Origin of the sequence: Delftia sp. WSY_22 (genome assembly GCF_043104185.1) — a bacterium.
In the GTDB taxonomy this organism is placed as follows: domain Bacteria; phylum Pseudomonadota; class Gammaproteobacteria; order Burkholderiales; family Burkholderiaceae_C; genus Comamonas; species Comamonas tsuruhatensis.
This window is the reverse complement of the sequence record NZ_JBICKN010000006.1, coordinates 474162-495509: the sequence shown is the minus strand read 5'-3', so window position 1 is coordinate 495509 and position 21348 is coordinate 474162. Positions and strand designations below refer to the sequence as shown.

Genomic DNA, 21348 nt, shown 5'->3' with positions numbered 1-21348 from the left:
AGCCAGGGCTAGGCGCCCGGGCCGGGCTCCACCGTCACATCCCGCGCGTGCAAGGGAGCGTGGCAGTGCGAGCAGACGATCAGGGGATCGAACGTGTGGCCGCACACCGAATGCCGGTGCAGCAGGGGCCGGCCTTCCTCGCCGGACATGTGCACATCGCCCCAGTGCACGATGGCCATGACCACGGGATGCAGGTCCAGTCCCTTGGACGTGAGGCGGTACTCGTGCCGCACCGGCGCCTCCTGGTAGGCCACCTTCTTGAGCACGCCGGCCTCGACCAGCCTGGCCAGCCTGTCCGACAGCATAGGGCGTGAAATGCCCAGGCGCCCCAGGAATTCATCGAAGCGGCGCACTCCCAGAAAGCAGTCGCGCAGCACCAGCAGCGTCCAGCGGTCACCGATGACCGAGACCGTGCGTGCGATGGAGCAGCGCTCCTCTTCCAGTTCGTTCCATTTCATTGGGCAGTTCCCCGCTTGACGGGTTCAGATTTTAAACCTACCGTGCATAAAGTTCAAAAAATGAACTGACTTCTTCATCCACGGAGATTCCATGACCGACAAGAAAGCTATCCTCGTCATCGGTGCCGGTGACGCCACGGGCGGGGCGATTGCCCGGCGCTTTGCGCGCGAAGGCTATATCGCCTGCGTCACCCGCCGCGATGCCGACAAACTCCAGCCGCTGGTCGAGCAGATCCGCGCCGCAGGGGGTGAAGCCCATGGTTTTGGCAGCGACGCGCGCAAGGAAGAGGAAATGGTGGCCCTGGTGCAGAAGATCGAGGCCGAGATCGCACCCATCGAGGTCGCCGTCTTCAACATCGGCGCCAACGTGCGCTTCGGCATCACCGAAACCACGGCGCGCGTCTACTTCAAGGTCTGGGAGATGGCCTGCTTCGCCGGCTTTCTGATGGGGCGGGAGGCGGCCAGGGTGATGCTGCCGCGCGGCCGGGGCACCATCATCTTCACGGGTGCCACGGCCAGCCTGCGCGGGCGCGAGGGCTTTGCCGCGTTTGCCGGTGCCAAGCATGGCCTGCGCGCCCTGGCGCAGAGCATGGCGCGCGAACTCTGGCCCAAGGGCATCCATGTGGCCCATCCCGTGATCGACGGCGCCATAGACACCGAATTCATCCGCAGCAATTTCCCCGAGCGCTATGCCCTCAAGGAGCAGGGCGGCATCCTCAATCCCGAGCACATTGCCGACCTCTACTGGCAACTGCACCAGCAGCCGCGCGACGCCTGGACGCACGAGACCGAGATCCGTCCCTGGATGGAGCCGTGGTGAGCCGCCTTGCCTTATCGCATCGTCACTTCCTCCCACTCCCGCAGGCCACGCCATGAACACCAAGGTGCAATTTCTCTTCGACTTCGGCAGCCCCAACGCCTATCTCTGCCACCAGATCATTCCCCGGATCGAGGCGCGCAGCGGCATCCGCTTCGAATATGTGCCTGTCCTGCTGGGAGGCCTGTTCAAGCTGGCCAACAACCGCTCCCCGGCCGAGGCCAATGCCGACATTCCCAACAAGCGCGCCTATGAGGCGCTGGAGCTGCAGCGCTTCGTGCACAGGCACAGCCTCACGCGCTTCCGGATGAATCCGCACTTTCCCGTGAACACCCTGCAGATCATGCGTGGGGCCGTGGCCGCCCAGGACATGGGCTGCTTCGAGCGCTATGTCGATGCGGTGTTCTCCAGCATGTGGGAGAAGGGCTGCAAGATGGACGATGCCCAGGTGATCGGCACCGAGCTGTCCGAGGCGGGTCTGGACGCCCCAGCCCTGATCGCCGCAAGCCAGACGCCCGAAGTCAAGGCCCGGCTGCTGGCAAATACCGAGCAGGCCTTCCACCGTGGCGCTTTCGGATCGCCCACCTTTTTTGTTGGCGACGAGATCTACTTCGGCAAGGACCGCCTGCGCGATGTGGAGGAAGAAGCGCTGCGGGCCTGAAGCCAGCCTCAGGCCGACCGTCCGTCGTAGCGCGTGATGCGCAAGGCTTCGGCATCCACGCCTTCCAGGCAGCGCACGTTGACGGCCGCCATGTGCCGGCCCTTGGGATCGGTGGCTTCGCCGAAAGGGTGGATGCCGCAGGTCGGGCAGAAGCGGTGCTGGATCAGATGCCGGTGGAAGGTGTAGGAGCGCATCTGCTCCTCGGGCGTGCTCAGCTGCAGCTGTTCGCGGGGCACGAACCACATGAGGGCGCCCTTGCGCGCGCAGATGGAGCAGTTGCAGGCCATGACCTGGGTGAGTTCGCCTTCCACATCGAAAGCGATGCCGCCGCAGTGGCAGCTGCCGTGGTATTTCATCGGGGTTCTCCGTGGCCGCCGCTTGCTGGCGGCACTGCCGTTGATGGTAGGAGTTCATGCTGGCTGCGGCAAATTGCTGCAGTGCTACATAAGAGCGCGTGGCTTGTAAAGCCTCGGGAAACCCCGCTGCAACAAGGCGTTGCAGGCCACCGGGGGGTGCCTAGAATCGCCCATCCCCTGCGGCTTCCTGATCACAAGCCGGGATGCGGCAGGAGAGCTTCCACCACCATGGCATTGCTGGCTCCGTTCGTTTGGATGCGAGGCACGCTGAATGTCTCCATCCTGAGCAAAAGGGGAGAGCGCATATGGACATACTGCTTCAGCAGGTCATCAACGGATTGGTCCTGGGCAGCATGTATGCCCTGATCGCCCTGGGCTACACCATGGTGTACGGCATCATCCAGCTCATCAACTTCGCCCATGGCGAGGTGCTCATGGTCGGGGCGCTGACCAGCTGGAGCTGCATAGGCCTGATGCAGGAGGCCATGCCGGGCGCACCGGGCTGGCTGATCCTGCTGCTGGCGACGGTGATCGCCTGCGTGGTGGCCGCCGCACTGAATTTCGTGATCGAGAAAGTGGCCTACCGGCGCCTGCGCAGCAGCCCGCGCCTGGCGCCCCTGATCACGGCCATCGGCGTCTCGCTGCTGCTGCAGACGCTGGCCATGATCATCTGGAAGCCCAACTACAAGGCCTATCCCACGCTGCTGCCGAGCACGCCCTTCGAGATCGGCACGGCGGTGATCACGCCCACCCAGATCCTGGTGCTGGTGGTCACGGCGATTGCGCTGGCTGCGCTGACCTACCTGGTCAACTACACCAAGCTCGGGCGCGCCATGCGGGCCACGGCCGAGAATCCGCGCGTGGCGGCCTTGATGGGCGTCAAGCCTGACATGGTGATCTCTGCCACCTTCATCATCGGCGCCGTGCTGGCGGCCATCGCGGGCATCATGTACGCCTCCAACTACGGTACGGCCCACCACACCATGGGCTTTCTGCCGGGGCTCAAGGCCTTCACGGCGGCCGTGTTCGGCGGCATCGGCAACCTGGCGGGCGCCGTGGTCGGCGCCATGCTGCTGGGGCTGATCGAGTCCATTGGCTCGGGCTACATCGGTGATCTCACGGGCGGCGTGCTGGGCAGCCACTACACCGACATCTTCGCCTTCATCGTGCTCATCATCATCCTGACGCTGCGCCCCTCGGGCCTGCTGGGTGAGCGAGTGGCCGACCGCGCCTGAGGAGAGACGCATGAACAGCAAGAAGACCGTGCAATGGATCCTGGGTGGCCTGGCGCTGCTGGCGCTGCCGCTGGTGCTGCAGTATTTCGGCAATGCCTGGGTGCGCATCGCCGACCTGGCGCTGCTCTATGTGCTGCTGGCACTGGGCCTGAACGTGGTGGTGGGCTACGCGGGCCTGCTGGACCTGGGCTATGTGGCGTTCTACGCCGTGGGCGCCTACATGTTCGCGCTGATGGCCTCGCCGCATCTGGCGGAGACCTTCGAGGGCTTTGCCGCCATGTTCCCGGACGGGCTGCATACCTCCATCTGGCTGGTGATACCGCTGGCGGCGCTGCTGGCGGCCATCACGGGGATTTTGCTGGGCATTCCGGTGCTCAAGCTGCGCGGGGACTACCTGGCCATCGTCACGCTGGGCTTCGGCGAGATCATCCGCATCTTCATGAACAACCTGGACCAGCCGGTCAACATCACCAATGGCCCCAAAGGCATAGGCCAGATCGACTCGGTCAAGATCCTGGGACTGGACCTGGCCAAGCGCCAGGAGATCTTCGGCTACGACATCAGCTCGGTCACGCTGTACTACTACCTGTTCCTCTTCCTGGTGCTGGTCAGCATCGTGATCTGCTGGCGCCTGCAGGACTCGCGCATAGGCCGCGCCTGGATGGCCATCCGCGAGGATGAGATCGCCGCCAAGGCCATGGGCATCAACACGCGCAACATGAAGCTGCTGGCCTTCGGCATGGGCGCCTCTTTTGGCGGTGTCTCGGGCGCCATGTTCGCGGCCTTCCAGGGCTTCGTCTCGCCCGAGTCGTTCAGCCTCATGGAGTCCATCATGATCGTGGCAATGGTGGTGCTCGGCGGCCTGGGCCATCTGCCCGGCGTGATCCTGGGCGCGGTGCTGCTGTCGGCGTTGCCCGAGGTGCTGCGCTATGTGGCCGGTCCCCTGCAGCAGATGACCGATGGGCGGCTCGATGCCTCCATCCTGCGCCAGCTGCTGATCGCGCTGGCCATGATCGTCATCATGCTGATGCGTCCGCGCGGCCTGTGGCCGTCGCCCGAGCATGGCAAGAACCTGCCGCACCAGTCCTGAGCATGGAGAAACCGCAGATGGCGAATACGGCAGACAACAGCTCCAGCGCTCCGGTGCTCAGGGTTTCGGGCATTTCCAAACGCTTCGGCGGGCTGCAGGCGCTGTCCGATGTGGGCATGACCATTGGCCGGGGCCAGGTCTACGGACTGATCGGACCCAATGGCGCGGGCAAGACCACCTTCTTCAACGTGATCACGGGCCTGTACACGCCCGACAGCGGCAGTTTCGAGCTGGCCGGCAAGGCCTACGAGCCCACGGCCGTGCACAAGGTGGCCAAGGCCGGCATTGCGCGCACCTTCCAGAACATCCGGCTGTTTGCCGAGATGACGGCGCTGGAGAACGTGATGGTCGGGCGCCATGTGCGCACGCACTCGGGCCTGATCGGCGCGGTGCTGCGCACGCGCGGCTTCAAGGCCGAGGAGGCCGCCATCCGCGCGCGCGCCCGTGAATTGCTGGACTACGTGGGCATCTCCAAGTACGCGGACTTCAAGGCCCGCACGCTGAGCTACGGCGACCAGCGGCGCCTGGAAATCGCCCGCGCCCTGGCCACCGACCCGCAGCTGATCGCGCTGGACGAGCCTGCCGCCGGCATGAATGCCACCGAGAAAGTGCAGCTGCGCGAGCTGATCGACCGCATCCGCCGCGACCAGCGCACCATCTTGCTGATCGAGCACGACGTGAAGCTGGTCATGGGCCTGTGCGACCGCGTCACCGTGCTCGACTATGGCAAGCCCATTGCCGAAGGCACGCCGGCCGAGGTGCAGAAGAACGACAAGGTGATCGAAGCCTATCTGGGCACGGGAGGACACTGAACCATGGGCGAGCAAGAGCAAGACAAGGGCGCGTCCCCTCCGGTGCTGCTGAAGGTCGAGGGCCTGAAGGTGGCCTATGGCGGCATTCAGGCCGTCAAGGGCGTGGACTTCGAGGTGCGCCAGGGCGAGCTGGTCTCGCTGATCGGCTCCAACGGTGCCGGCAAGACCACCACCATGAAGGCCGTCACGCGCAGCCTGCAGATGGCGGACGGCGACGTGCACTACCTGGGCCGCAGCATCCGGGGCGTGGGCGCCTGGGATCTGGTGGCCCAGGGCCTGGTCATGGTGCCCGAAGGGCGCGGCGTGTTTGCGCGCATGACCATCACCGAGAACCTGCTCATGGGCGCCTACACGCGCAACGACAAGGCCGGCATTGCCGCCGACATCGAGCGCATGTTCGGCATCTTCCCGCGGCTGAAGGAGCGCCGCGACCAGCTGGCCGGCACCATGTCGGGTGGCGAGCAGCAGATGCTGGCCATGGCGCGCGCGCTGATGAGCCAGCCCAAGGTGCTGCTGCTGGACGAGCCCTCCATGGGCCTGTCGCCCATCATGGTGGACAAGATCTTCGAGGTGGTGAGCGACGTGCACGGCCTGGGCGTGACCCTTGTGCTGGTCGAGCAAAATGCCAGCCGTGCGCTGGCGCTGGCCGATCGCGGCTATGTGATGGAGTCCGGCCTGATCACCATGACGGGGCCCGGCCAGACCCTGCTCAGCGACCCGCGCGTGCGGGCTGCCTATCTGGGCGAGTGAGCGCCACGGCTGCCGTGAGCGCGGGGATGGATGGAATGCCCCGTGCCACTGACGGGATATGGCAAAAATATGACGATTTGATGAAGATTCATCAAGCGTCGATCGATGCGAGACTTTGCGTATTTGTGCGATGGAATGGGTTATTCGAGGAAATTCGCGCAAAAAGGCAATTTTTGGAAAGAAATCGAAAATCCGCCCTGCCCAGTGCCGGACGCGATAATTTGGGTTTCCCCGCGTCGGGCTGCACATCACATGAACTGGCTCCAACACATCCCCGTCGGGCTGCAGACCGTGGTCCTGCTGGCCATGAGCAATGTCTTCATGACCTTCGCCTGGTATGGCCACCTGAAGAACCACGCCTCGTCGCCCTGGTACGTGGCAGCCCTTGTCAGCTGGGGCATCGCGCTGTTCGAGTACCTGCTGCAGGTGCCCGCCAACCGCATAGGCCACACGCAGTTCAGCGTGGCGCAGCTCAAGATCATCCAGGAGGTGATCACGCTGGCGGTGTTCGCGCCCTTTGCCGTGCTCTACCTGAACCAGCCGCTCAAATGGGACTTCCTCTGGGCCGGGCTGTGCATGGTGGGCGCGGTGTACTTTATTTTTCGCAGCGGCTGACAGGGCGGCGCGCCGGCGCGCAAAAACGCGCCTGGGACTCAAGAGTACACTTCGCCCCGTTCAAGCCGGGAAGCCATGCCAAGCATCCGCAATGTGACGCAGTGAGTCGCCTGGTTCCCCCTGTTTCCCGGTAAGGAGCATTCATGCTTTTTGGCAAGTTATTGCCGCGCGAAGGCAATTTTTTCGAGATGTTCAACCAGCATGCCGATCGCATCGTCGAAGCCGCGCATGCCTTCTCGCAGCTTGTCGCCAACTACAACGATCCTCATCTTCGCGAGAAGTACAACGAGGACGTGAACAACGCCGAGCGTGCCGCAGACCGCGTGACGCACGACGTCACCAAGGCGCTGCACAAGACCTTCATCACGCCGCTGGACCGCGAGCACATCCACTCGCTGATCAACACCATGGACGACGTGGCCGACCTGATCCAGGACTCGGCCGAGACCATGGCGCTGTACGACGTGCGCCACATGACGGAAGAGATCACGCGCCTGACGGACCTGTGCGTGCGCTGCTGCGAGCGGCTGCGCGATGCGGTCAAGCTGCTGTCGCGCATCTCCGATCCCTCGGTGGTGGACGCGGCGATGAAGACCTGCGAGGAAATCGACCGTCTCGAATCGGACGCCGACCGCGTGATGCGCTCGGCCATGAGCAAGCTGTTCCGCGAAGAGCCCGATGTGCGCGAAGTCATCAAGCTCAAGGCCATCTACGAGCTGCTGGAGACGGTGACCGACCGCTGCGAGGACGTGGCCAACCTGATCGAGGGCATCGTCCTCGAGAATTCCTGAGCCCTCGCGGAGTCGTTTCTCTATGGAATCCGTACAAGCGGCCCTGTGGGTCGTGATCCTGCTGGTGGTGCTGGCCCTGCTGTTCGACTTCATGAACGGCTTCCACGATGCTGCCAACTCGATCGCCACCGTGGTCTCCACGGGCGTGCTCAAGCCCACGCAGGCCGTGGCCTTCGCGGCCTTCTTCAACGTGGTGGCGGTCTTTGTCTTTCACCTGAGCGTGGCAGCCACCGTGGGCAAGGGGATCGTGCAGCCCGGCATCGTCGACACGCATGTGGTCTTCGGTGCCCTGGTCGGTGCCATTGCCTGGAACGTGATCACCTGGCACTACGGCATCCCCAGCAGTTCCTCGCATGCGCTGATCGGCGGCATCGTGGGTGCGGTGATGGCCAAGGCCGGCGCAGGCGCGCTGATTGCCAGCGGCATCGGGAAGACCGTGGCTTTCATCTTCGTCTCGCCGCTGCTGGGCTACCTGCTGGGCTCGCTGATGATGGTGCTGGTGGCCTGGGTCTGCCGGCGCGCCGCGCCCAACAGGGTGGACCGCTGGTTCCGCAGGCTGCAGCTGGTCTCCGCCGGTGCCTATAGCCTGGGCCACGGCGGCAATGATGCGCAAAAGACCATCGGCATCATCTGGCTGCTGCTGATCGCCACCGGCTATGCCAATGCCGGCGACGCCGAGCCGCCGCTGTGGACCATCGTCAGCTGCTACCTGGCCATCGGCCTGGGAACCATGTTCGGCGGCTGGCGCATCGTCAAGACCATGGGCCAGAAGATCACCAAGCTCAAGCCCGTGGGCGGCTTCTGCGCCGAAAGCGGTGGTGCACTGACGCTGTTCTTTGCAACCTTCCTGGGCGTGCCGGTCTCGACCACGCACACCATCACCGGTGCCATCGTCGGCGTGGGCTCCACCCAGCGCGCCAGCGCCGTGCGCTGGGGCGTGGCAGGCAACATCGTCTGGGCCTGGGTGCTGACGATCCCTGCCAGCGCCTTCGTGGCATCGATTGCCTACTGGATCAGCCTGCAGCTGTATTGAGCCGGGGCTGCTGCCGCCAAAAAGAAAGACCGCCCATGGCGGTCTTTCTTTTTTCGGGGGAAGCGTTGGCTGCGCCTCACTGCGAAATCTTGCGCGCCTCCTCCACCTGGTGCTCGAAGTAGTGCTGGAAGCTGTAGGCAATGCTGGCCATGAGCACGGCGGCGCCCAGCATCAGCGACAGCGCAATGGCAAAGATGGTTGACCAGCCCGTGCGTCCGGCCTGCGCCTGCACGTCAATGCCGGGGTTGTGGCGCCGGTTCCAGGCTTCGGTATCGGTCAGCCCGTAGAGGATGGCGCGCAGCGCGCAGCCGGCGATGGTGAAGCCCAGCAGCGGAATCAGCAGCCAGCTGAGCTGGTCGTCCTGTCCCAGTTGCTGCACGCGTTCGATGCCGTACACGCCCAGCGCCGTGGGCACGGGCAGCAGCCAGCCCAGCCAGTCGCCGAGCCCATGCAGGTAAAAGCGATGCAGCCCCAGCGGCCCGCCCACAAAGGCCAGCCAGGCGGCCAGTGTCTTGTTCCTGGGGCGGGGAGCCCGGTCGGCGCCGGTGGTCTGGGGCAGGGGCGTGCTGGGTCGGTTCATGCGCCCATTATTCGGGCGAACTGCGGTCGCCGTCTCCCAGGGTCTTCTCCATGAGCACGATGTCCAGCCAGCGGCCGAACTTCCATCCCATGGAGCGCAGCGTGCCCGCAGGGGTGAAGCCTGCAGCGCGGTGCACCCCGATGGAGCCGGCATTGGCCGAGTCGCCGATCACCGCCAGCAGCTTGCGCACGCCGGCCGCCTCGCAGTCGTGCGACAGCGCATCGATCAACAGGCGGCCCACGCCCTGGCCGCGTGCCGCGTCATGCACATAGATGGAATCCTCGGCAGAAAAACGATAGGCCGGGCGCGGCTTGAACCAGTTGGCGTAGGCAAAGCCCAGCACCTGGCCCTGTGCGTCCACGGCGACCAGATAGGGCAGGCCCTTGGCCAGCACATCCGCGCGGCGCGTGGCCATGTCGGCTTCGGAAGGGGGATCGGTCTCGAACGTTCCTGTGCCATGCAGCACGTGGTGGCGGTAGATGGCGGTGATGGCAGCGAGATCGCTGTCCTGGCTTGGGCGGATGGTAGGCATGAGAAAAGAAGTTCGATATAATCGCTGGTTTTACGGCGTGTCGCTGGCCGGGTGGCCATGTCGCGTGTCTCAAACGCCGCAAAACTCTGTGCAGCCATTTATTGTGTGTTAATTACGTGGTGGCTGCGCCACCCGAAGGAAAATCATGGTCGTCATTCGACTCTCTCGCGGCGGTTCCAAGGCCCGTCCGTTCTACAACATCGTTGCTGCTGACAAGCGCGTTCGCCGCGATGGTTCGTTCATCGAACGTCTGGGCTTCTACAACCCCAACGCCCGTGGTGGCGAAGAGGGTCTGCGCGTTGCTCTGGACCGCGTGAACTACTGGAAGGGCGTTGGCGCGCAGGCTTCCGAGACCGCAGAGCGCCTGATCAAGCAGGCCACCCAGAAGACTGCTGCTTAATCCAGCACCCCTTCTGAAATCGGGTTCCGTTGGCTTGTCTGACGGGGCCCGTTTTTGTTTTCCCCCTCCGGATCGCCTTGCACCGATCTGCATTGACCGTCCACCTACTGCCTACCGACTGCCATGAGCCACATGCCTGAACTCGAAGCCAGCGTCCTGCCTGCCGATGCCGTGGAGGTCGGGCGCATCGCCGATGCCTGGGGCATCAAGGGCTGGTTCAAGGTGGCGGCCTTCAGTTCCGACCCCGAGGCCCTGTTCACGGCCAAGCAGTGGTATCTGCAGCCCGCCGAAAAAGGCGCCCGGCAGTTCACCGGAACCGTGCTGCTGCCGGTCAAGCAGGCGCGCGTGCACTCCGACTCCGTCGTCGCCACCTCGCCCGCCGTGAACGACCGCAACGCTGCCGAGGCCCTGCGCGGTGCACGCATCTTCGTGGCGCGCAGCGATTTTCCGCAGCCCGAGGATGGCGAGTATTACTGGGTCGACCTGCTGGGCCTGTCCGTGGTCAACCGCGAAGGCGTGGCCCTGGGCATCGTCCGAGACCTGCTGTCCACCGGCCCGCAGACCGTGCTGGTGCTGGCCTATGAAGAGGATGGCAAGGAGCGCGAGCGCATGATTCCCTTTGTCGACGCCTATGTGGACAAGGTGGATCTGCCGGGCAAGACCATCGTTGCCGACTGGCAGCCCGACTACTGATCGCCCACATCCATGCGCTTCGACATCCTCACGCTGTTTCCCGAGCTGTTCACGCCGTTTCTCGAAAGCGGCGTGACGCGCCGGGCCTATGCCTCGGGCCAGGTCGGCGTGCACCTGTGGAATCCGCGCGACCATGCCCAGGGCAACTACCGGCGCGTGGACGACCGGCCCTTCGGCGGCGGGCCGGGCATGGTGATGATGGCCGAGCCGCTGCAGCGCTGCCTGGAGGCGGTGCAGCAGGCGCGCCGCGACGCGGGCGAGACCGAGCCGGCGCCGGTGGTGCTGTTTTCGCCGATAGGCACGACGCTGCGCCACTGCGTGGTCGCCGACTGGGCGCAGGGGCAGGGTGCCATCTTGCTGTGCGGCCGCTACGAGGGGTTGGACCAGCGCTTCATCGATGCCCATGTCACGCACCAGCTGAGCCTGGGCGACTTCGTGCTCTCCGGTGGCGAGATTGCCGCCATGGCCTTGCTCGATGCCGTGGCCCGGTTGCAGCCCGGCGTGCTCAACGACGAGGGCAGCTTCCAGCAGGACAGCTTCAATCCCGCGCTCGATGGTCTGCTCGATTGCCCGCACTACACGCGCCCCGAAGTCTGGGAAGGGCGCGAAGTGCCGGCGCCGCTGTTGTCTGGGCACCACGCGCAGATCGAGCGCTGGCGCCGCGACCAGCGCCTGTCCATCACGGCCAGGCACCGGCCCGAGCTGATAGAGCAGGCACGCGCCCAGGGCCTGCTCAATGCCAAGGACGAGGGGTTTTTGGCAAAAAACGCCGCCGGGCTATAATCCGCGATTCTTCGATCCTCTATCCGGCCGCTGCTACGAACAAAGCAGCCATGGCGCCAATCCCGGCGCTTGCCAATCCTGGCGCGGACAAGATCGATTGGATGTTGACCATGAATCTGATCCAGACCCTCGAGCAAGAGGAAATCGCCCGTCTGAACAAGACCATCCCCCAGTTCGCCCCCGGTGACACCGTCATCGTGAGCGTGAACGTGGTCGAAGGCAGCCGCAAGCGCGTGCAGGCCTACGAAGGCGTCGTGATCGCCAAGCGCAACCGTGGCCTGAACAGCGGCTTCACCGTGCGCAAGATCTCCAGTGGTGAAGGCGTGGAGCGTACGTTCCAGACCTACTCGCCCCTGATCGCCGGCATCGAAGTCAAGCGTCGCGGTGATGTGCGTCGTGCCAAGCTGTACTACCTGCGCGAGCGCAGCGGCAAGTCGGCCCGCATCAAGGAAAAGCTGCCGTCGCGTGTCAAGGTTTCTGCCGAAGCCTGAGCACCTGCGTCACAGCTGGAAAGCCGCTACAGTCGCCTGTAGCGGCTTTTTTGTTGCCCGGTCGTTTCTCACCACATTCCTTCATTCGTGTCCTCTCTGCCCGATACCGCCATACCCGTGCCGACCGGCGGCCCGACGCCAGCGGCCGTCGCCTCGGTCGCCGACCCGCGCATGGCGCAACTGGTGGGCAGGGACAGCCACCTGCCCGCCGTGCCTCTGGAGGCCCGCGCGCCGGATGCCCTGCGCCAGCGCTTTGCGCGGCCGCCCCGCTGGGCTCCCGAGGTGGTGCGCGAGAAACGCTTCAGTGATCGCCAGCCCACCGATGCCGCCGTGCTCGTGCCCATCGTGCTGCGCTCCGAGCCCACGGTGCTGCTGACCGAACGCACGGCCCATCTGTCCACGCATTCGGGCCAGGTGGCCTTTCCGGGTGGCAAGCGCGATCCTGAGGATGTGTCTGCCCAGGCCACGGCCCTGCGCGAGGCGCAGGAGGAAGTCGGGCTTGCTGCCGGCGATGTGGAAGTGTTGGGCACCCTGCCCATCTACACCACGGGCACGGCCTTTCTGATCACGCCGGTGGTGGCCCTGGTCGATCCCCGGGCGCGCCTGCATCCCAATCCCTACGAGGTGGCGGACGTGTTCGAGGTGCCGCTGTCCTTTTTGCTCGATCCTGCCAACCATGAGCGCCACGCCATGGTCTGGAACGGCGTGCCGCGCGAATGGTTTGCCATGCCCTACCAGGATGGAGACCGCCAGCGCTACATCTGGGGCGCCACGGCCGGCATGCTGCGCAATCTTTACCGATTCCTGTCGGCCTGATGCCCGGATGGGGTGCCGTGCCACCCCGGGGTCACGGGCCTGCCCGCATGCGCCAGTATGATGGCCGGATGAGTTTCTTTGCCATTCTGATCGCCTTGCTGATCGAGCAGGCGCGCCCCCTGACGCCGGCCAACCTGGTGCACACAGGCTACAGGGCCTGGACGGTTTCGGTGCGCCGCAACTTCGATGCCGGCCAGGCGCACCACGGCTGGCTGGCCTGGACCGTGGCGGTGGCGCTGCCCTGCGTGCTGGTGACAGGCATCTATCTGCTGCTGCTGTGGGGCGTGGGCTGGCCGCTGGCCATGGTCTGGAATGTGGCCGTGCTCTACGTCACGCTGGGCTTTCGCCAGTTCAGCCACCACTTCACGCGCATCCGCGATGCGCTGGATGCAGGTGACGAGTACGCGGCGCGCGAAGCCCTCGCCCACTGGCAGCAGGTGGACGCCAGCGAAGTGCCCCGCAGCGAGGTGGTGCGCCATGTGATCGAGTATTCGGTGCTGGCAGCGCATCGCCATGTGTTTGGCGTGCTGTTCTGGTTCTCTGCACTGGCGGCGCTGGGCCTGGGCCCGCTGGGCGCCGTGTTCTACCGCATGACCGAGCACCTGTCGCGCTCCTGGTCGCGCAAGGGCCTGCTGGGTGGCAGCCAGGTCAGTGTCCAGTTGCAGCACGCCTCACGGTTGGCCTGGACCGTGATCGACTGGCTGCCCGCACGGCTGACGGCTCTTTCCTTTGCCGTGGTCGGCAGTTTCGAGGAGGCCATCGAGGGCTGGCGCTTCCATGCCCAGCGCTTTCCCAACGACAACGACGGCGTGATCCTGGCCGCCACCTCGGGCGCCATCAACGTGCGCCTGGGCGGCGAGGCACTCAAGCGCCGCGAGGGCATCTCGGTGACCCGTGACGACGGCGAGGAGATCGACCTCGACGTGGACAGCGAAGCCACGCCGGGCCGTGAGCCCGAGATCGGCCACCTGCGCAGCGTGGTCGGCCTGGTCTGGCGCTCGGTCGTGGTCTGGCTGCTGTTGCTGGCCCTGCTGTCGCTGGCGCGCCTGTTGGGCTGAGTGCGGAGCCTGCGGGCGAGTCCTGGATGACGCCCCTTTGGAGGCGTCGTTTCTTCCTCCCGGAGCGGCCCGGTGGCGTTTGGGGGAGGCTCAATACTTCGTGGCCTGACTCAACTCATCAAACAGCTCGGCATAGATGCAGTACCGGTTGGCACTGATGTCATGGTCGGCGTCCATGCCGTGTTCCTCATCCTCCACGCGCGGCATGACCGCGCATCCGGGCTCGTGCAGGTGGGTGCAGTTGTAGAACTTGCATTCCTGCGCATGGGCGCCGATGTCGGGCATGCAGCGGGGCAGGTCGGTGGGTTCGATGTGGCGCAGGCCGAACTCCTGGAAGCCCGGCGAGTCGATCAGGGCTGTCGTGCGCTCCGCGTCCATCCAGTACCAGCTGGTCGTGGTGGTCGTGTGCTTGCCGGAGTTCAGTGCCTGCGAGATCTCGTTGGTGGCCGCGCGTGCGCCGGGGACCAGCAGGTTGATCAGGGTGCTCTTTCCCGAGCCGGAAGGGCCCAACACCAGCGTGGCCTTGCCCTTGAGGTGCTTCATCAGCAGCTGCCGATCGGCCTCGCCCTCATTGGCCAGCGACAGCGACAGTACCTCGTAGTGCGGCTTTTCCTGGCCCAGGTACATCTCGCGATAAGGCTCCAGGCGCTCCCAGGCGTCGGCAAAGGGCTCGGCCAGGTCACGCTTGTTGAGGGCAATCAGGGGCTTGATGTGGGTGGCTTCGGCAGTGATCAGGGCGCGGGCCAACTGGCTTTCGGAGAAGACCGGCTCGGCGGCGATCAGGATCAGCACCTGGTCGATGTTGGCTGCAAAGGACTTGGTGCGTATCTCGTCCTGCCGGTAGAACAGGTTGCGCCGCTCCAGCACCTTTTCTATGGTGCCTTCCTCCCCCTGGCCTGGGGGCGGAAGTTGCCAGCGCACGCGGTCGCCCACCACGGTCTGGCTCTTCTTGCCGCGCGGGTGGCAGATGTGGCGCGAGCCGTCTTCGGTCTCGACCACGCAATGGCGGCCATGGCTGGAGACGACCAGGCCTTCGTGCAGTGCGGAGCGCTCAGCCATGGGTCAGCGGGGTGCGATTCATGGGCGCGCCAGCAACGCATCGATACGCCTTGCGCACTCGATGTCGGTGGACGAGATGCCGTTCACGTCATGCGTGTTCAGGCGTACACCGCAGCGGCCGTAGCTGACGGTCAGGTCGGGATGGTGGTCCTGCTGGTGGGCGATCAGGGCCAGCGCATTCACGAAGGCCATGGTCTCGTAGTAGTTGGCGAAGGCGTAGCTCTTGGCGATGGCATCGCCATCGAGCTGCCAGCCCGGCAGGGCGGCCAGTGCGGTGTGCAGTTCGTCGGAAGTCAGCGCGCGGCGCTGCTGGTTGGACCAGTCCTGTTGTTGCAAGCGTTGTGTGCTCATGGTGAGTGCGTATGGTTCAGGTCGGAGAGGGCATGCGCGCCAGCCGGGCGAGGGCGGGCGGATGCGAGTAGTAAAAGCTCACGTACCAGGGATCGGGCGTGAGCGTTGAAGCATTGTCCTCGTACAGCTTGAGCAGTGCCGAGGCCAGGTGGGCGCCGCTGGCCTGTTGCATGGCGTAGGCATCGGCTTCGAACTCGTCGCGGCGCGACAGGGCCGAGAACAGTGGGGTGACAAAGAAGCTGAACACCGGCACGGCCAGCAGGAACAGCAGCAGCGCCACGGCCTCGTTGCCGGCGCCGATGCCGCTGTGTCCCAGCGCAAGGTCCAGACCCGGACGCACGCCCAGGCCCAGGTAGAACCACAGCTGCTGCGACAGCCAGCCCAGCAGCGCAAAGCCCGCCAGGCTGGCGGCAAACATCAGCAGCATGCGCTTGAGGATGTGGCGGTGGTTGAAATGGCCCAGCTCATGCGCGAGCACGGCCTCCACCTCGTCGGCGTCCAGCTGCTTGAGCAAGGTGTCGAAGAACACCACGCGCTTGGAGTGGCCGAAGCCCGTGAAATAGGCATTGGCATGTGCCGAGCGGCGGCTGCCGTCCATCACGAACAGGCCCTTGGCCGTGAAGCCGCAGCGCTGCATCAGTGCGCTCACGCGCTCCTTGAGCGGGCCGTCCTCCAGCGGATCGAACTTGTTGAACAGCGGTGCGATGAAGGTCGGGAAGATCCACATCAGCAGCAGGTTGAAGCCCGTCCAGACGGCCCATGCCCAGAGCCACCACAGGTCGCCGGCCGAACCCATGAGCCACAGGATCAGCGCCGCAATCGGAAGGCCGATGGCTGCGCCCATGGCCGTGGACTTGGCGGCATCGGCCAGCCACAGCCGCAGCGTCATCTGGTTGAAGCCGAAGCGCTGCTCCAGCACAAAGGTCTGGTAGAGCGACAGCGGCAGCTCCACCAGGCCGGAGATCAGTGCAAAGCTGGCCAGCAGCGCCAATTGCTGCCACAGGCCGGCGCCCATCCATTCCAGCAACTGCTGGTTGAGTGCATCCAGCCCGCCCAGCAGCGTCCATGCGAGCAGCACCACGGCGCCCAGCGTCATGTCGATCAGGGCAACGCGTGCCTTCGCCAGTGTGTAGTCGGCGGCCTTCTGGTGGGCGGCCAGGCTGATGCGCTGCGCAAAGGCCTCGGGCACCTGCGCTCTGTGGCCTGCCACATGGCGAACCTGGCGCGAGGCCAGCCAGGCGCGCAGCAGCCACTGGGCCAGCACGGCTGCGGCAAACAGCAGGGAAAGCGTCGAGGAAAAATCGGGGTTGAAGACCATGTGGCCGCAGTGTAGGCGACAATTTGGGCCATGTCCGAAGCCTCCAGCGCCTGCATTCCCGTCCCCGCCGAATCCGGCACGCCCGTCACCCTGAGCAAATCCGACCTCAATCTCGTCTGGCTCGACTGCGAGATGACCGGGCTGCAGCCCGACACCGATCGCATCATCGAGATCGCCGTGGTCGTCACCAGCCCGGACCTTGCCACGCGCATCGAGGGTCCTGTGTTCGCCATCCATCAAAGCGATGCCCTGCTCGACGGCATGGACGCCTGGAACAAGGGCACGCACGGCAGGAGCGGCCTGATCGAGCGCGTCAAGGCATCGACCACCACCGAGGCCGATGCGGAAGCCGCGCTGATCAAGTTCCTGGCGCAGTACGTTCCCAAGGGCAAGGCGCCGCTGTGCGGCAACAGCATTGGCCAGGACCGGCGCTTCATGGAGCGCTACATGCCCAAGCTCAACGACTTCTTTCACTACCGCAACGTTGATGTCAGCACCCTCAAGGAACTGGCCAGGCGCTGGAAGCCCGATGCCTACGCATCCTTCAAGAAGGCCCAGCGCCACACGGCGCTGGCCGATGTGCATGAATCCATCGATGAGCTGGCGCACTATCGCGCACGCCTGCTGAGCGTCTAGCGCCCGGAGCCGGGCCCTCCGGCCATTTTTGTGCAGGGGGCTTGCGGGAAAACCCCAGGAGTGCGACAATCTACAGCTTGCCTCCATCAACAAGGGGCAATTTGCACATCTCCATCACACAAGGGCTCCTGCGCTGTGTGTCTGAGGTCGATGTCCACAGACCTCCATGAAGGCTTTCATGGATGGCGGGACCATCGGTTTCGGACCAGCCGAAAACGCCCATCCGCCCTTTTGCGAAGGGCCGGTCAAGTCTGACGGTGGATGTTGACCCAACCGTCGAGAAAAGCGTGGCAGATCGCTGACTGCGCGTGCTTTTCGTTAGAGCCATTCATGAACGACATCTCTCAAGAGCAGGGCATCATTGCCGCTGCCGATTCCTCTTTTGCTTGCGCTGCCCAAGCCTCTTCCGTGCTGGACGCCGCCGTTGCCGGTGCCGAGCAGGCCGCCGAGTCGCAGGCCGCTGCTGAAACCGTCGAGGGCGCCGAAGCCGCTCAGGCAGCTCCCGAACTCCCCAACGCCTTCGTCGAGCTGGGCCTGGCTGAAGAGCTGGTCCGCGCCGTTGCCGATCTGGGCTACACCCAGCCCACGGCCGTGCAGGCGCAAGCCATTCCCCTGGCCATGGGCAGTGGTGATCAGGCCTTCATCGACCTGATGGTTTCCAGCCAGACCGGCTCGGGCAAGACCGCCGCCTTCCTGCTGCCCGTGCTGCACACGCTGATCCAGCAAAAGGCTGACGAGGAAGCCGCCATCCGCGCCGAATATGACCGCCAGTGCGCCGAGGCCACTGCCAGCGGCCAGCCCACGCCCAAGCGCAACAAGCGCAAGGACCCCACCAATCCCCGCAACTTCAAGGCGGCCGTTCCCGGCGCCCTGATCCTGTGCCCCACGCGCGAGCTGGCTCAGCAGGTGGCGCATGACGCCATCGAACTGGTCAAGCACTGCCGTGGCATCCGCATTGCCAATGTGGTGGGCGGCATGCCCTACCAGCTGCAGATTGCCAAGCTGCAGAACGCCAACCTCGTGGTGGCCACGCCTGGCCGTCTGCTGGACCTGCAGCGCTCGATGCAGATCAAGCTCGACCAGGTGCAGTTCCTGGTGGTCGACGAGGCCGACCGCATGCTGGACCTGGGCTTCTCGGACGATCTGGCCGAAGTCAACGACCTGACGGCCCAGCGCAAGCAGACCATGATGTTCAGCGCCACCTTCGCGCCCCGCATCCAGCAACTGGCCATGCGCGTGATGCATGACGGCGGATCGGGCGTGAAGAAGGTCACCATCGACACGCCCCAGGAAAAGCATGCCAACATCAAGCAAGTGCTGTTCTGGGCCGACAACTCCCAGCACAAGCGCAAGCTGCTGGACCACTGGCTGCGCGACACCACCATCAACCAGGCCATCGTCTTCGCATCGACCCAGGTCGAGTGCGACGGCCTGGCCAACGACCTGCAGCAGGACGGCTTCTCGGCCGTGGCGCTGCACGGCGCCCTGAGCCAGGGCCTGCGCAACCGCCGCCTGATGGCGCTGCGCAGCGGCCAGGTGCAGGTGCTGGTGGCGACCGATGTGGCGGCACGCGGCATTGACGTGCCCTCCATCACCCACGTCTTCAACTACGGCCTGCCCATGAAGGCCGAGGACTACACCCACCGCATCGGCCGCACGGGTCGTGCCGGTCGCGAAGGCGTGGCCGTGACGTTCGCGGAATTCCGTGACCGCCGCCGCATTTTCGATATCGAAGGCTACAGCCGTCAGCAATTCAAGGCCGAGGTGATTCCTGGTCTCGAGCCTGCACAGCGCGCACCCAGCAGCAACGAAGGCCGTGGCGGCCGTCGTGGCGGCGGCTTTGAAGGCCGTGGTGGTGATCGCCGAGGCTCCGCCGGCGGTGGTCGTGGTGGTTTCGGTGGCGACCGCGGCTTCGGCGGTGGTGACCGCGAGCGCAGCTTTGGTGATCGCGGTGGCGACCGTGGCTTCGGCCCCCGCCGTGATTCGGAAGGCTATGGCCGCAAGGCCGGCTTCGGCAGCTTCGGTGGCGGCCAGCGTGAAGGCGGCTTCGGCCAGGGTCAGCGCGAAGGCGGCTTTGGCCAGGGCCAGCGTGAAGGTGGCTACAGCCAGGCTCCGCGTGAAGGCGGCTTTGGCCGTGGCGGCGAAGGCCGTGGCTTTGGCGGCGACCGTGGCGCTGCGCGCGGCGGCGACCGTCGTGAGGGTGCTCCCCGCGATGGCGGCCACCGCGATGGCGGTTTCCGTGGTGCATCCGGTGAGTCGCGTGGCTTCGGCGGTGAATCCCGCGGCGGCTTCGGCGGTGGTGAGCGCCGTCCGGCCTTTGGCAAGAGCGCTCCCAAGCCTTACTCGCCCCAGGGCGGCGATCGCAAGCGCGCCGTGCGCTGATCGATTCCGGCTTTGCATGCAGACCGGCCCTTCGGGGCCGGTTTTTTTTGGGCAATCCGCCTGCCTGCCTGGCGCTGCCTGTGTTCGTGGCGCAGAACCTGCTGTCTGGCGGGCTCTGCGACTGCCATAATCGCGGCGCGGAGGTGCCCTGTGGAGTCTTTGATCGCGTCCAGTGTGGATTTTGAGCACATGTTCGAACTGGCCCCCGTCTCGCTATGGCTGGAGGACTACAGCGCGCTCAAGCGCCTGCTCGACCAGTGGCGAGCACAGGGCGTGACCGATCTGCAGGCGCATTTTTCTGCCCATCCGCAGGCACTGCAGCAGTGCAGTGCCGCGCTCAGGGTGGTTCGCGTCAACCAGCGCACGCTGGACCTGTTCGGCGCCGCGGACCAACAGACCTTTCTCGACAGCCTGGGCCAGGTGTTCCGTGACGACATGCATGCCGGCCTGGCCTGCGAGCTGCAGGAGCTTTGGAAGGGCTCGCCGACTTTTGCCAACCGCACCGCCAACTACACGCTGGACGGGCGCCGGCTGGACGTGCAGATCCGTGGCCGCATCCTGCCCGGCCATGAGGAGCTTTGGGACTGCGTGCTGGTGTCGCTGGAAGACGTGACGGCCGAGATGCGCAGCACGCGGCAGCTGCACCGCAGCGAGCAGTACTCGCGCGACCTGTTCGAGTACTCGCCCGTGTCGCTGTGGGTCGAGGACTTCAGCTCCATCAAGCGCCTGCTCGACGATGTGCGCGCCCAGGGCATCAGCGATTTCGCCACCTTCCTCAAGGTGCATCCGGAATTCATCTCGCGCTGCATGCAGGAGATTCGCGTCATCGACGTGAACCGCCAGACGCTGCGCATGTTCGGTGCCACCGACAAGCTGCAGCTGCTGAGCCGGCTGGGCCGCATCTTCCGCGATGAAATGATCGACTCCTTTGCCGATCAACTGCAGGACCTGTGGAACGGCAAGCTCGTGCAGCACCGCGAAGTGGTGAACTACGCGCTGTCGGGCGACACGCTGCACATCCACATGCAGCTGGCCGTGCTGGACGGCCATGCGGACGACTGGGGGCTGGTGCTGCTGTCCCTGGTGGATATCACGGCACGCAAGAAGGCCGAGGCCTATCTGGAATACCTGGGCAAGCACGACGTGCTCACCCAACTGCGCAACCGCGCCTTCTATATCGAGGAATTGAACCGCCTGGCGCGCAAGGGGCCGTGGCCGCTGGCCGTGATCGCCATCGACATGAATGGTCTCAAGGAGGCCAATGACGAGCATGGCCATGCCGCAGGCGACGACATGCTTCGCCGCGTGGGCGAAGTGCTGACCAAGGCCGTGGATGCGCCCGCTTGTGCGGCACGCGTGGGCGGCGACGAATTCATGGTGCTGCTGCCAGCCTCGGACGAGCGCGGCGCCGAAGCCGTCAAGGAGCGCATCCTGTCCCTGCTGGAGCTCAACAACCAGTTCTATCCGGGTCAGCTGGTCAGCCTGTCCATGGGCGTGGCCTGTTGCAACGAGGGCAGCCAGCTGGAGGCCACCGTGTCACGCGCGGACCAGGCCATGTATGCCGAAAAGGCGCGCTACTACAAGGAAAAAATGCTGGACCGCCGCGCGGGCCGGGCATAGACGCCCGGGAT

General features: G+C 65.2%; 25 protein-coding genes. 18 read left to right on the top strand and 7 right to left on the bottom strand.

The window, feature by feature from the left end:
- Window positions 1-8 precede the first annotated feature (8 nt).
- On the bottom strand, window positions 9-458 hold the full coding sequence (locus ACF8NF_RS02865) for a helix-turn-helix domain-containing protein (protein WP_016445769.1): 450 nt from the start codon (window positions 456-458) through the stop codon (window positions 9-11).
- Between the two features lie 91 nt (window positions 459-549).
- Here ACF8NF_RS02865 and ACF8NF_RS02860 point away from each other — a divergent pair, with 91 nt between their 5' ends.
- Both ACF8NF_RS02860 and ACF8NF_RS02855 read left to right on the top strand, forming a co-directional pair.
- On the top strand, window positions 550-1278 hold the full coding sequence (locus ACF8NF_RS02860) for an SDR family oxidoreductase (protein ID WP_016445770.1): 729 nt from the start codon (window positions 550-552) through the stop codon (window positions 1276-1278).
- 52 nt (window positions 1279-1330) lie between these two features.
- On the top strand, window positions 1331-1936 hold the full coding sequence (locus ACF8NF_RS02855) for a 2-hydroxychromene-2-carboxylate isomerase (RefSeq protein ID WP_392450017.1): 606 nt from the start codon (window positions 1331-1333) through the stop codon (window positions 1934-1936).
- Between the two features lie 8 nt (window positions 1937-1944).
- On the opposite strand, the gene ACF8NF_RS02850 is transcribed toward ACF8NF_RS02855, so the two are convergent.
- Window positions 1945-2292 (bottom strand): GFA family protein, encoded by a 348-nt coding sequence (locus tag ACF8NF_RS02850; RefSeq protein ID WP_016445772.1) that lies wholly within the window; start codon window positions 2290-2292, stop codon window positions 1945-1947.
- A gap of 305 nt (window positions 2293-2597) precedes the next feature.
- Between ACF8NF_RS02850 and ACF8NF_RS02845 the strand changes: the two genes are divergently transcribed.
- The 7 genes from ACF8NF_RS02845 to ACF8NF_RS02815 all read left to right on the top strand — a co-directional run bounded on the left by ACF8NF_RS02845 (window position 2598) and on the right by ACF8NF_RS02815 (window position 8618).
- Window positions 2598-3527 (top strand): branched-chain amino acid ABC transporter permease, encoded by a 930-nt coding sequence (locus ACF8NF_RS02845; RefSeq protein WP_016445773.1) that lies wholly within the window; start codon window positions 2598-2600, stop codon window positions 3525-3527.
- A gap of 10 nt (window positions 3528-3537) precedes the next feature.
- A complete protein-coding gene (locus tag ACF8NF_RS02840; protein ID WP_277848896.1) occupies window positions 3538-4617 on the top strand; it encodes an ABC transporter ATP-binding protein in 1080 nt (359 codons plus the stop codon).
- Between the two features lie 17 nt (window positions 4618-4634).
- Window positions 4635-5429: an ABC transporter ATP-binding protein gene (locus ACF8NF_RS02835; protein WP_016445775.1), complete on the top strand. Its 795-nt coding sequence runs from the start codon at window positions 4635-4637 to the stop codon at window positions 5427-5429.
- Window positions 5430-5432: 3 nt separating this feature from the next.
- Window positions 5433-6179: an ABC transporter ATP-binding protein gene (locus ACF8NF_RS02830; RefSeq protein WP_047326590.1), complete on the top strand. Its 747-nt coding sequence runs from the start codon at window positions 5433-5435 to the stop codon at window positions 6177-6179.
- Between the two features lie 252 nt (window positions 6180-6431).
- Window positions 6432-6794, top strand: coding sequence for a DMT family protein (locus tag ACF8NF_RS02825; protein ID WP_016445777.1), 363 nt, complete (start codon window positions 6432-6434; stop codon window positions 6792-6794).
- Between the two features lie 143 nt (window positions 6795-6937).
- Window positions 6938-7585 carry a DUF47 domain-containing protein gene (locus ACF8NF_RS02820; RefSeq protein WP_016445778.1) on the top strand — a complete coding sequence of 216 codons (648 nt, stop codon included), beginning with the start codon at window positions 6938-6940 and terminating at the stop codon, window positions 7583-7585.
- A gap of 22 nt (window positions 7586-7607) precedes the next feature.
- Window positions 7608-8618 (top strand): inorganic phosphate transporter, encoded by a 1011-nt coding sequence (locus ACF8NF_RS02815; RefSeq protein ID WP_016445779.1) that lies wholly within the window; start codon window positions 7608-7610, stop codon window positions 8616-8618.
- A 76-nt stretch (window positions 8619-8694) separates the two neighbouring features.
- Here the strand turns inward: ACF8NF_RS02815 and ACF8NF_RS02810 are convergent, their stop codons facing one another.
- A complete protein-coding gene (locus ACF8NF_RS02810) occupies window positions 8695-9198 on the bottom strand; it encodes an NINE protein (protein ID WP_016445780.1) in 504 nt (167 codons plus the stop codon).
- 7 nt (window positions 9199-9205) lie between these two features.
- Window positions 9206-9730, bottom strand: coding sequence for a GNAT family N-acetyltransferase (locus ACF8NF_RS02805; protein WP_016445781.1), 525 nt, complete (start codon window positions 9728-9730; stop codon window positions 9206-9208).
- A 145-nt stretch (window positions 9731-9875) separates the two neighbouring features.
- Here ACF8NF_RS02805 and rpsP point away from each other — a divergent pair, with 145 nt between their 5' ends.
- The 6 genes from rpsP (at window position 9876) to ACF8NF_RS02775 (ending at window position 13971) form a co-directional block, all read left to right on the top strand.
- On the top strand, window positions 9876-10130 hold the full coding sequence (gene rpsP, locus ACF8NF_RS02800) for a 30S ribosomal protein S16 (protein WP_012207143.1): 255 nt from the start codon (window positions 9876-9878) through the stop codon (window positions 10128-10130).
- A 123-nt stretch (window positions 10131-10253) separates the two neighbouring features.
- Window positions 10254-10823, top strand: a complete 570-nt coding sequence (gene rimM, locus ACF8NF_RS02795; RefSeq protein WP_016445782.1) for a ribosome maturation factor RimM — start codon at window positions 10254-10256, stop codon at window positions 10821-10823.
- Window positions 10824-10835: 12 nt separating this feature from the next.
- Entirely contained in the window at window positions 10836-11606 is a 771-nt protein-coding gene (gene trmD, locus ACF8NF_RS02790; RefSeq protein WP_392450016.1) for a tRNA (guanosine(37)-N1)-methyltransferase TrmD, read from the top strand.
- A 110-nt stretch (window positions 11607-11716) separates the two neighbouring features.
- The gene (gene rplS / locus ACF8NF_RS02785; RefSeq protein WP_016445784.1) at window positions 11717-12097 is read left to right on the top strand and encodes a 50S ribosomal protein L19; all 381 of its coding nucleotides are present in this window, start codon (window positions 11717-11719) and stop codon (window positions 12095-12097) included.
- Window positions 12098-12184: 87 nt separating this feature from the next.
- Complete coding sequence (locus ACF8NF_RS02780) at window positions 12185-12913, top strand: CoA pyrophosphatase (RefSeq protein WP_016445785.1); 729 nt, start codon at window positions 12185-12187, stop codon at window positions 12911-12913.
- Between the two features lie 68 nt (window positions 12914-12981).
- Entirely contained in the window at window positions 12982-13971 is a 990-nt protein-coding gene (locus ACF8NF_RS02775; RefSeq protein ID WP_026062341.1) for a CobD/CbiB family protein, read from the top strand.
- Window positions 13972-14061: 90 nt separating this feature from the next.
- Here the strand turns inward: ACF8NF_RS02775 and rsgA are convergent, their stop codons facing one another.
- From rsgA to ACF8NF_RS02760, 3 genes are read right to left on the bottom strand one after another with little or no spacing between them, the layout of a single operon-like run.
- On the bottom strand, window positions 14062-15030 hold the full coding sequence (gene rsgA / locus ACF8NF_RS02770; protein WP_016451111.1) for a ribosome small subunit-dependent GTPase A: 969 nt from the start codon (window positions 15028-15030) through the stop codon (window positions 14062-14064).
- A gap of 18 nt (window positions 15031-15048) precedes the next feature.
- On the bottom strand, window positions 15049-15381 hold the full coding sequence (locus tag ACF8NF_RS02765) for a 4a-hydroxytetrahydrobiopterin dehydratase (protein WP_016445788.1): 333 nt from the start codon (window positions 15379-15381) through the stop codon (window positions 15049-15051).
- Between the two features lie 16 nt (window positions 15382-15397).
- Entirely contained in the window at window positions 15398-16699 is a 1302-nt protein-coding gene (locus tag ACF8NF_RS02760) for a M48 family metallopeptidase (protein ID WP_209799598.1), read from the bottom strand.
- Between the two features lie 30 nt (window positions 16700-16729).
- Between ACF8NF_RS02760 and orn the strand changes: the two genes are divergently transcribed.
- The 3 genes from orn to ACF8NF_RS02745 all read left to right on the top strand — a co-directional run bounded on the left by orn (window position 16730) and on the right by ACF8NF_RS02745 (window position 21337).
- Window positions 16730-17335: an oligoribonuclease gene (orn, locus tag ACF8NF_RS02755; protein WP_016445790.1), complete on the top strand. Its 606-nt coding sequence runs from the start codon at window positions 16730-16732 to the stop codon at window positions 17333-17335.
- Between the two features lie 330 nt (window positions 17336-17665).
- On the top strand, window positions 17666-19717 hold the full coding sequence (locus ACF8NF_RS02750; RefSeq protein WP_047326592.1) for a DEAD/DEAH box helicase: 2052 nt from the start codon (window positions 17666-17668) through the stop codon (window positions 19715-19717).
- A 150-nt stretch (window positions 19718-19867) separates the two neighbouring features.
- Window positions 19868-21337: a diguanylate cyclase domain-containing protein gene (locus tag ACF8NF_RS02745; protein WP_016451114.1), complete on the top strand. Its 1470-nt coding sequence runs from the start codon at window positions 19868-19870 to the stop codon at window positions 21335-21337.
- Window positions 21338-21348: the final 11 nt, after the last annotated feature.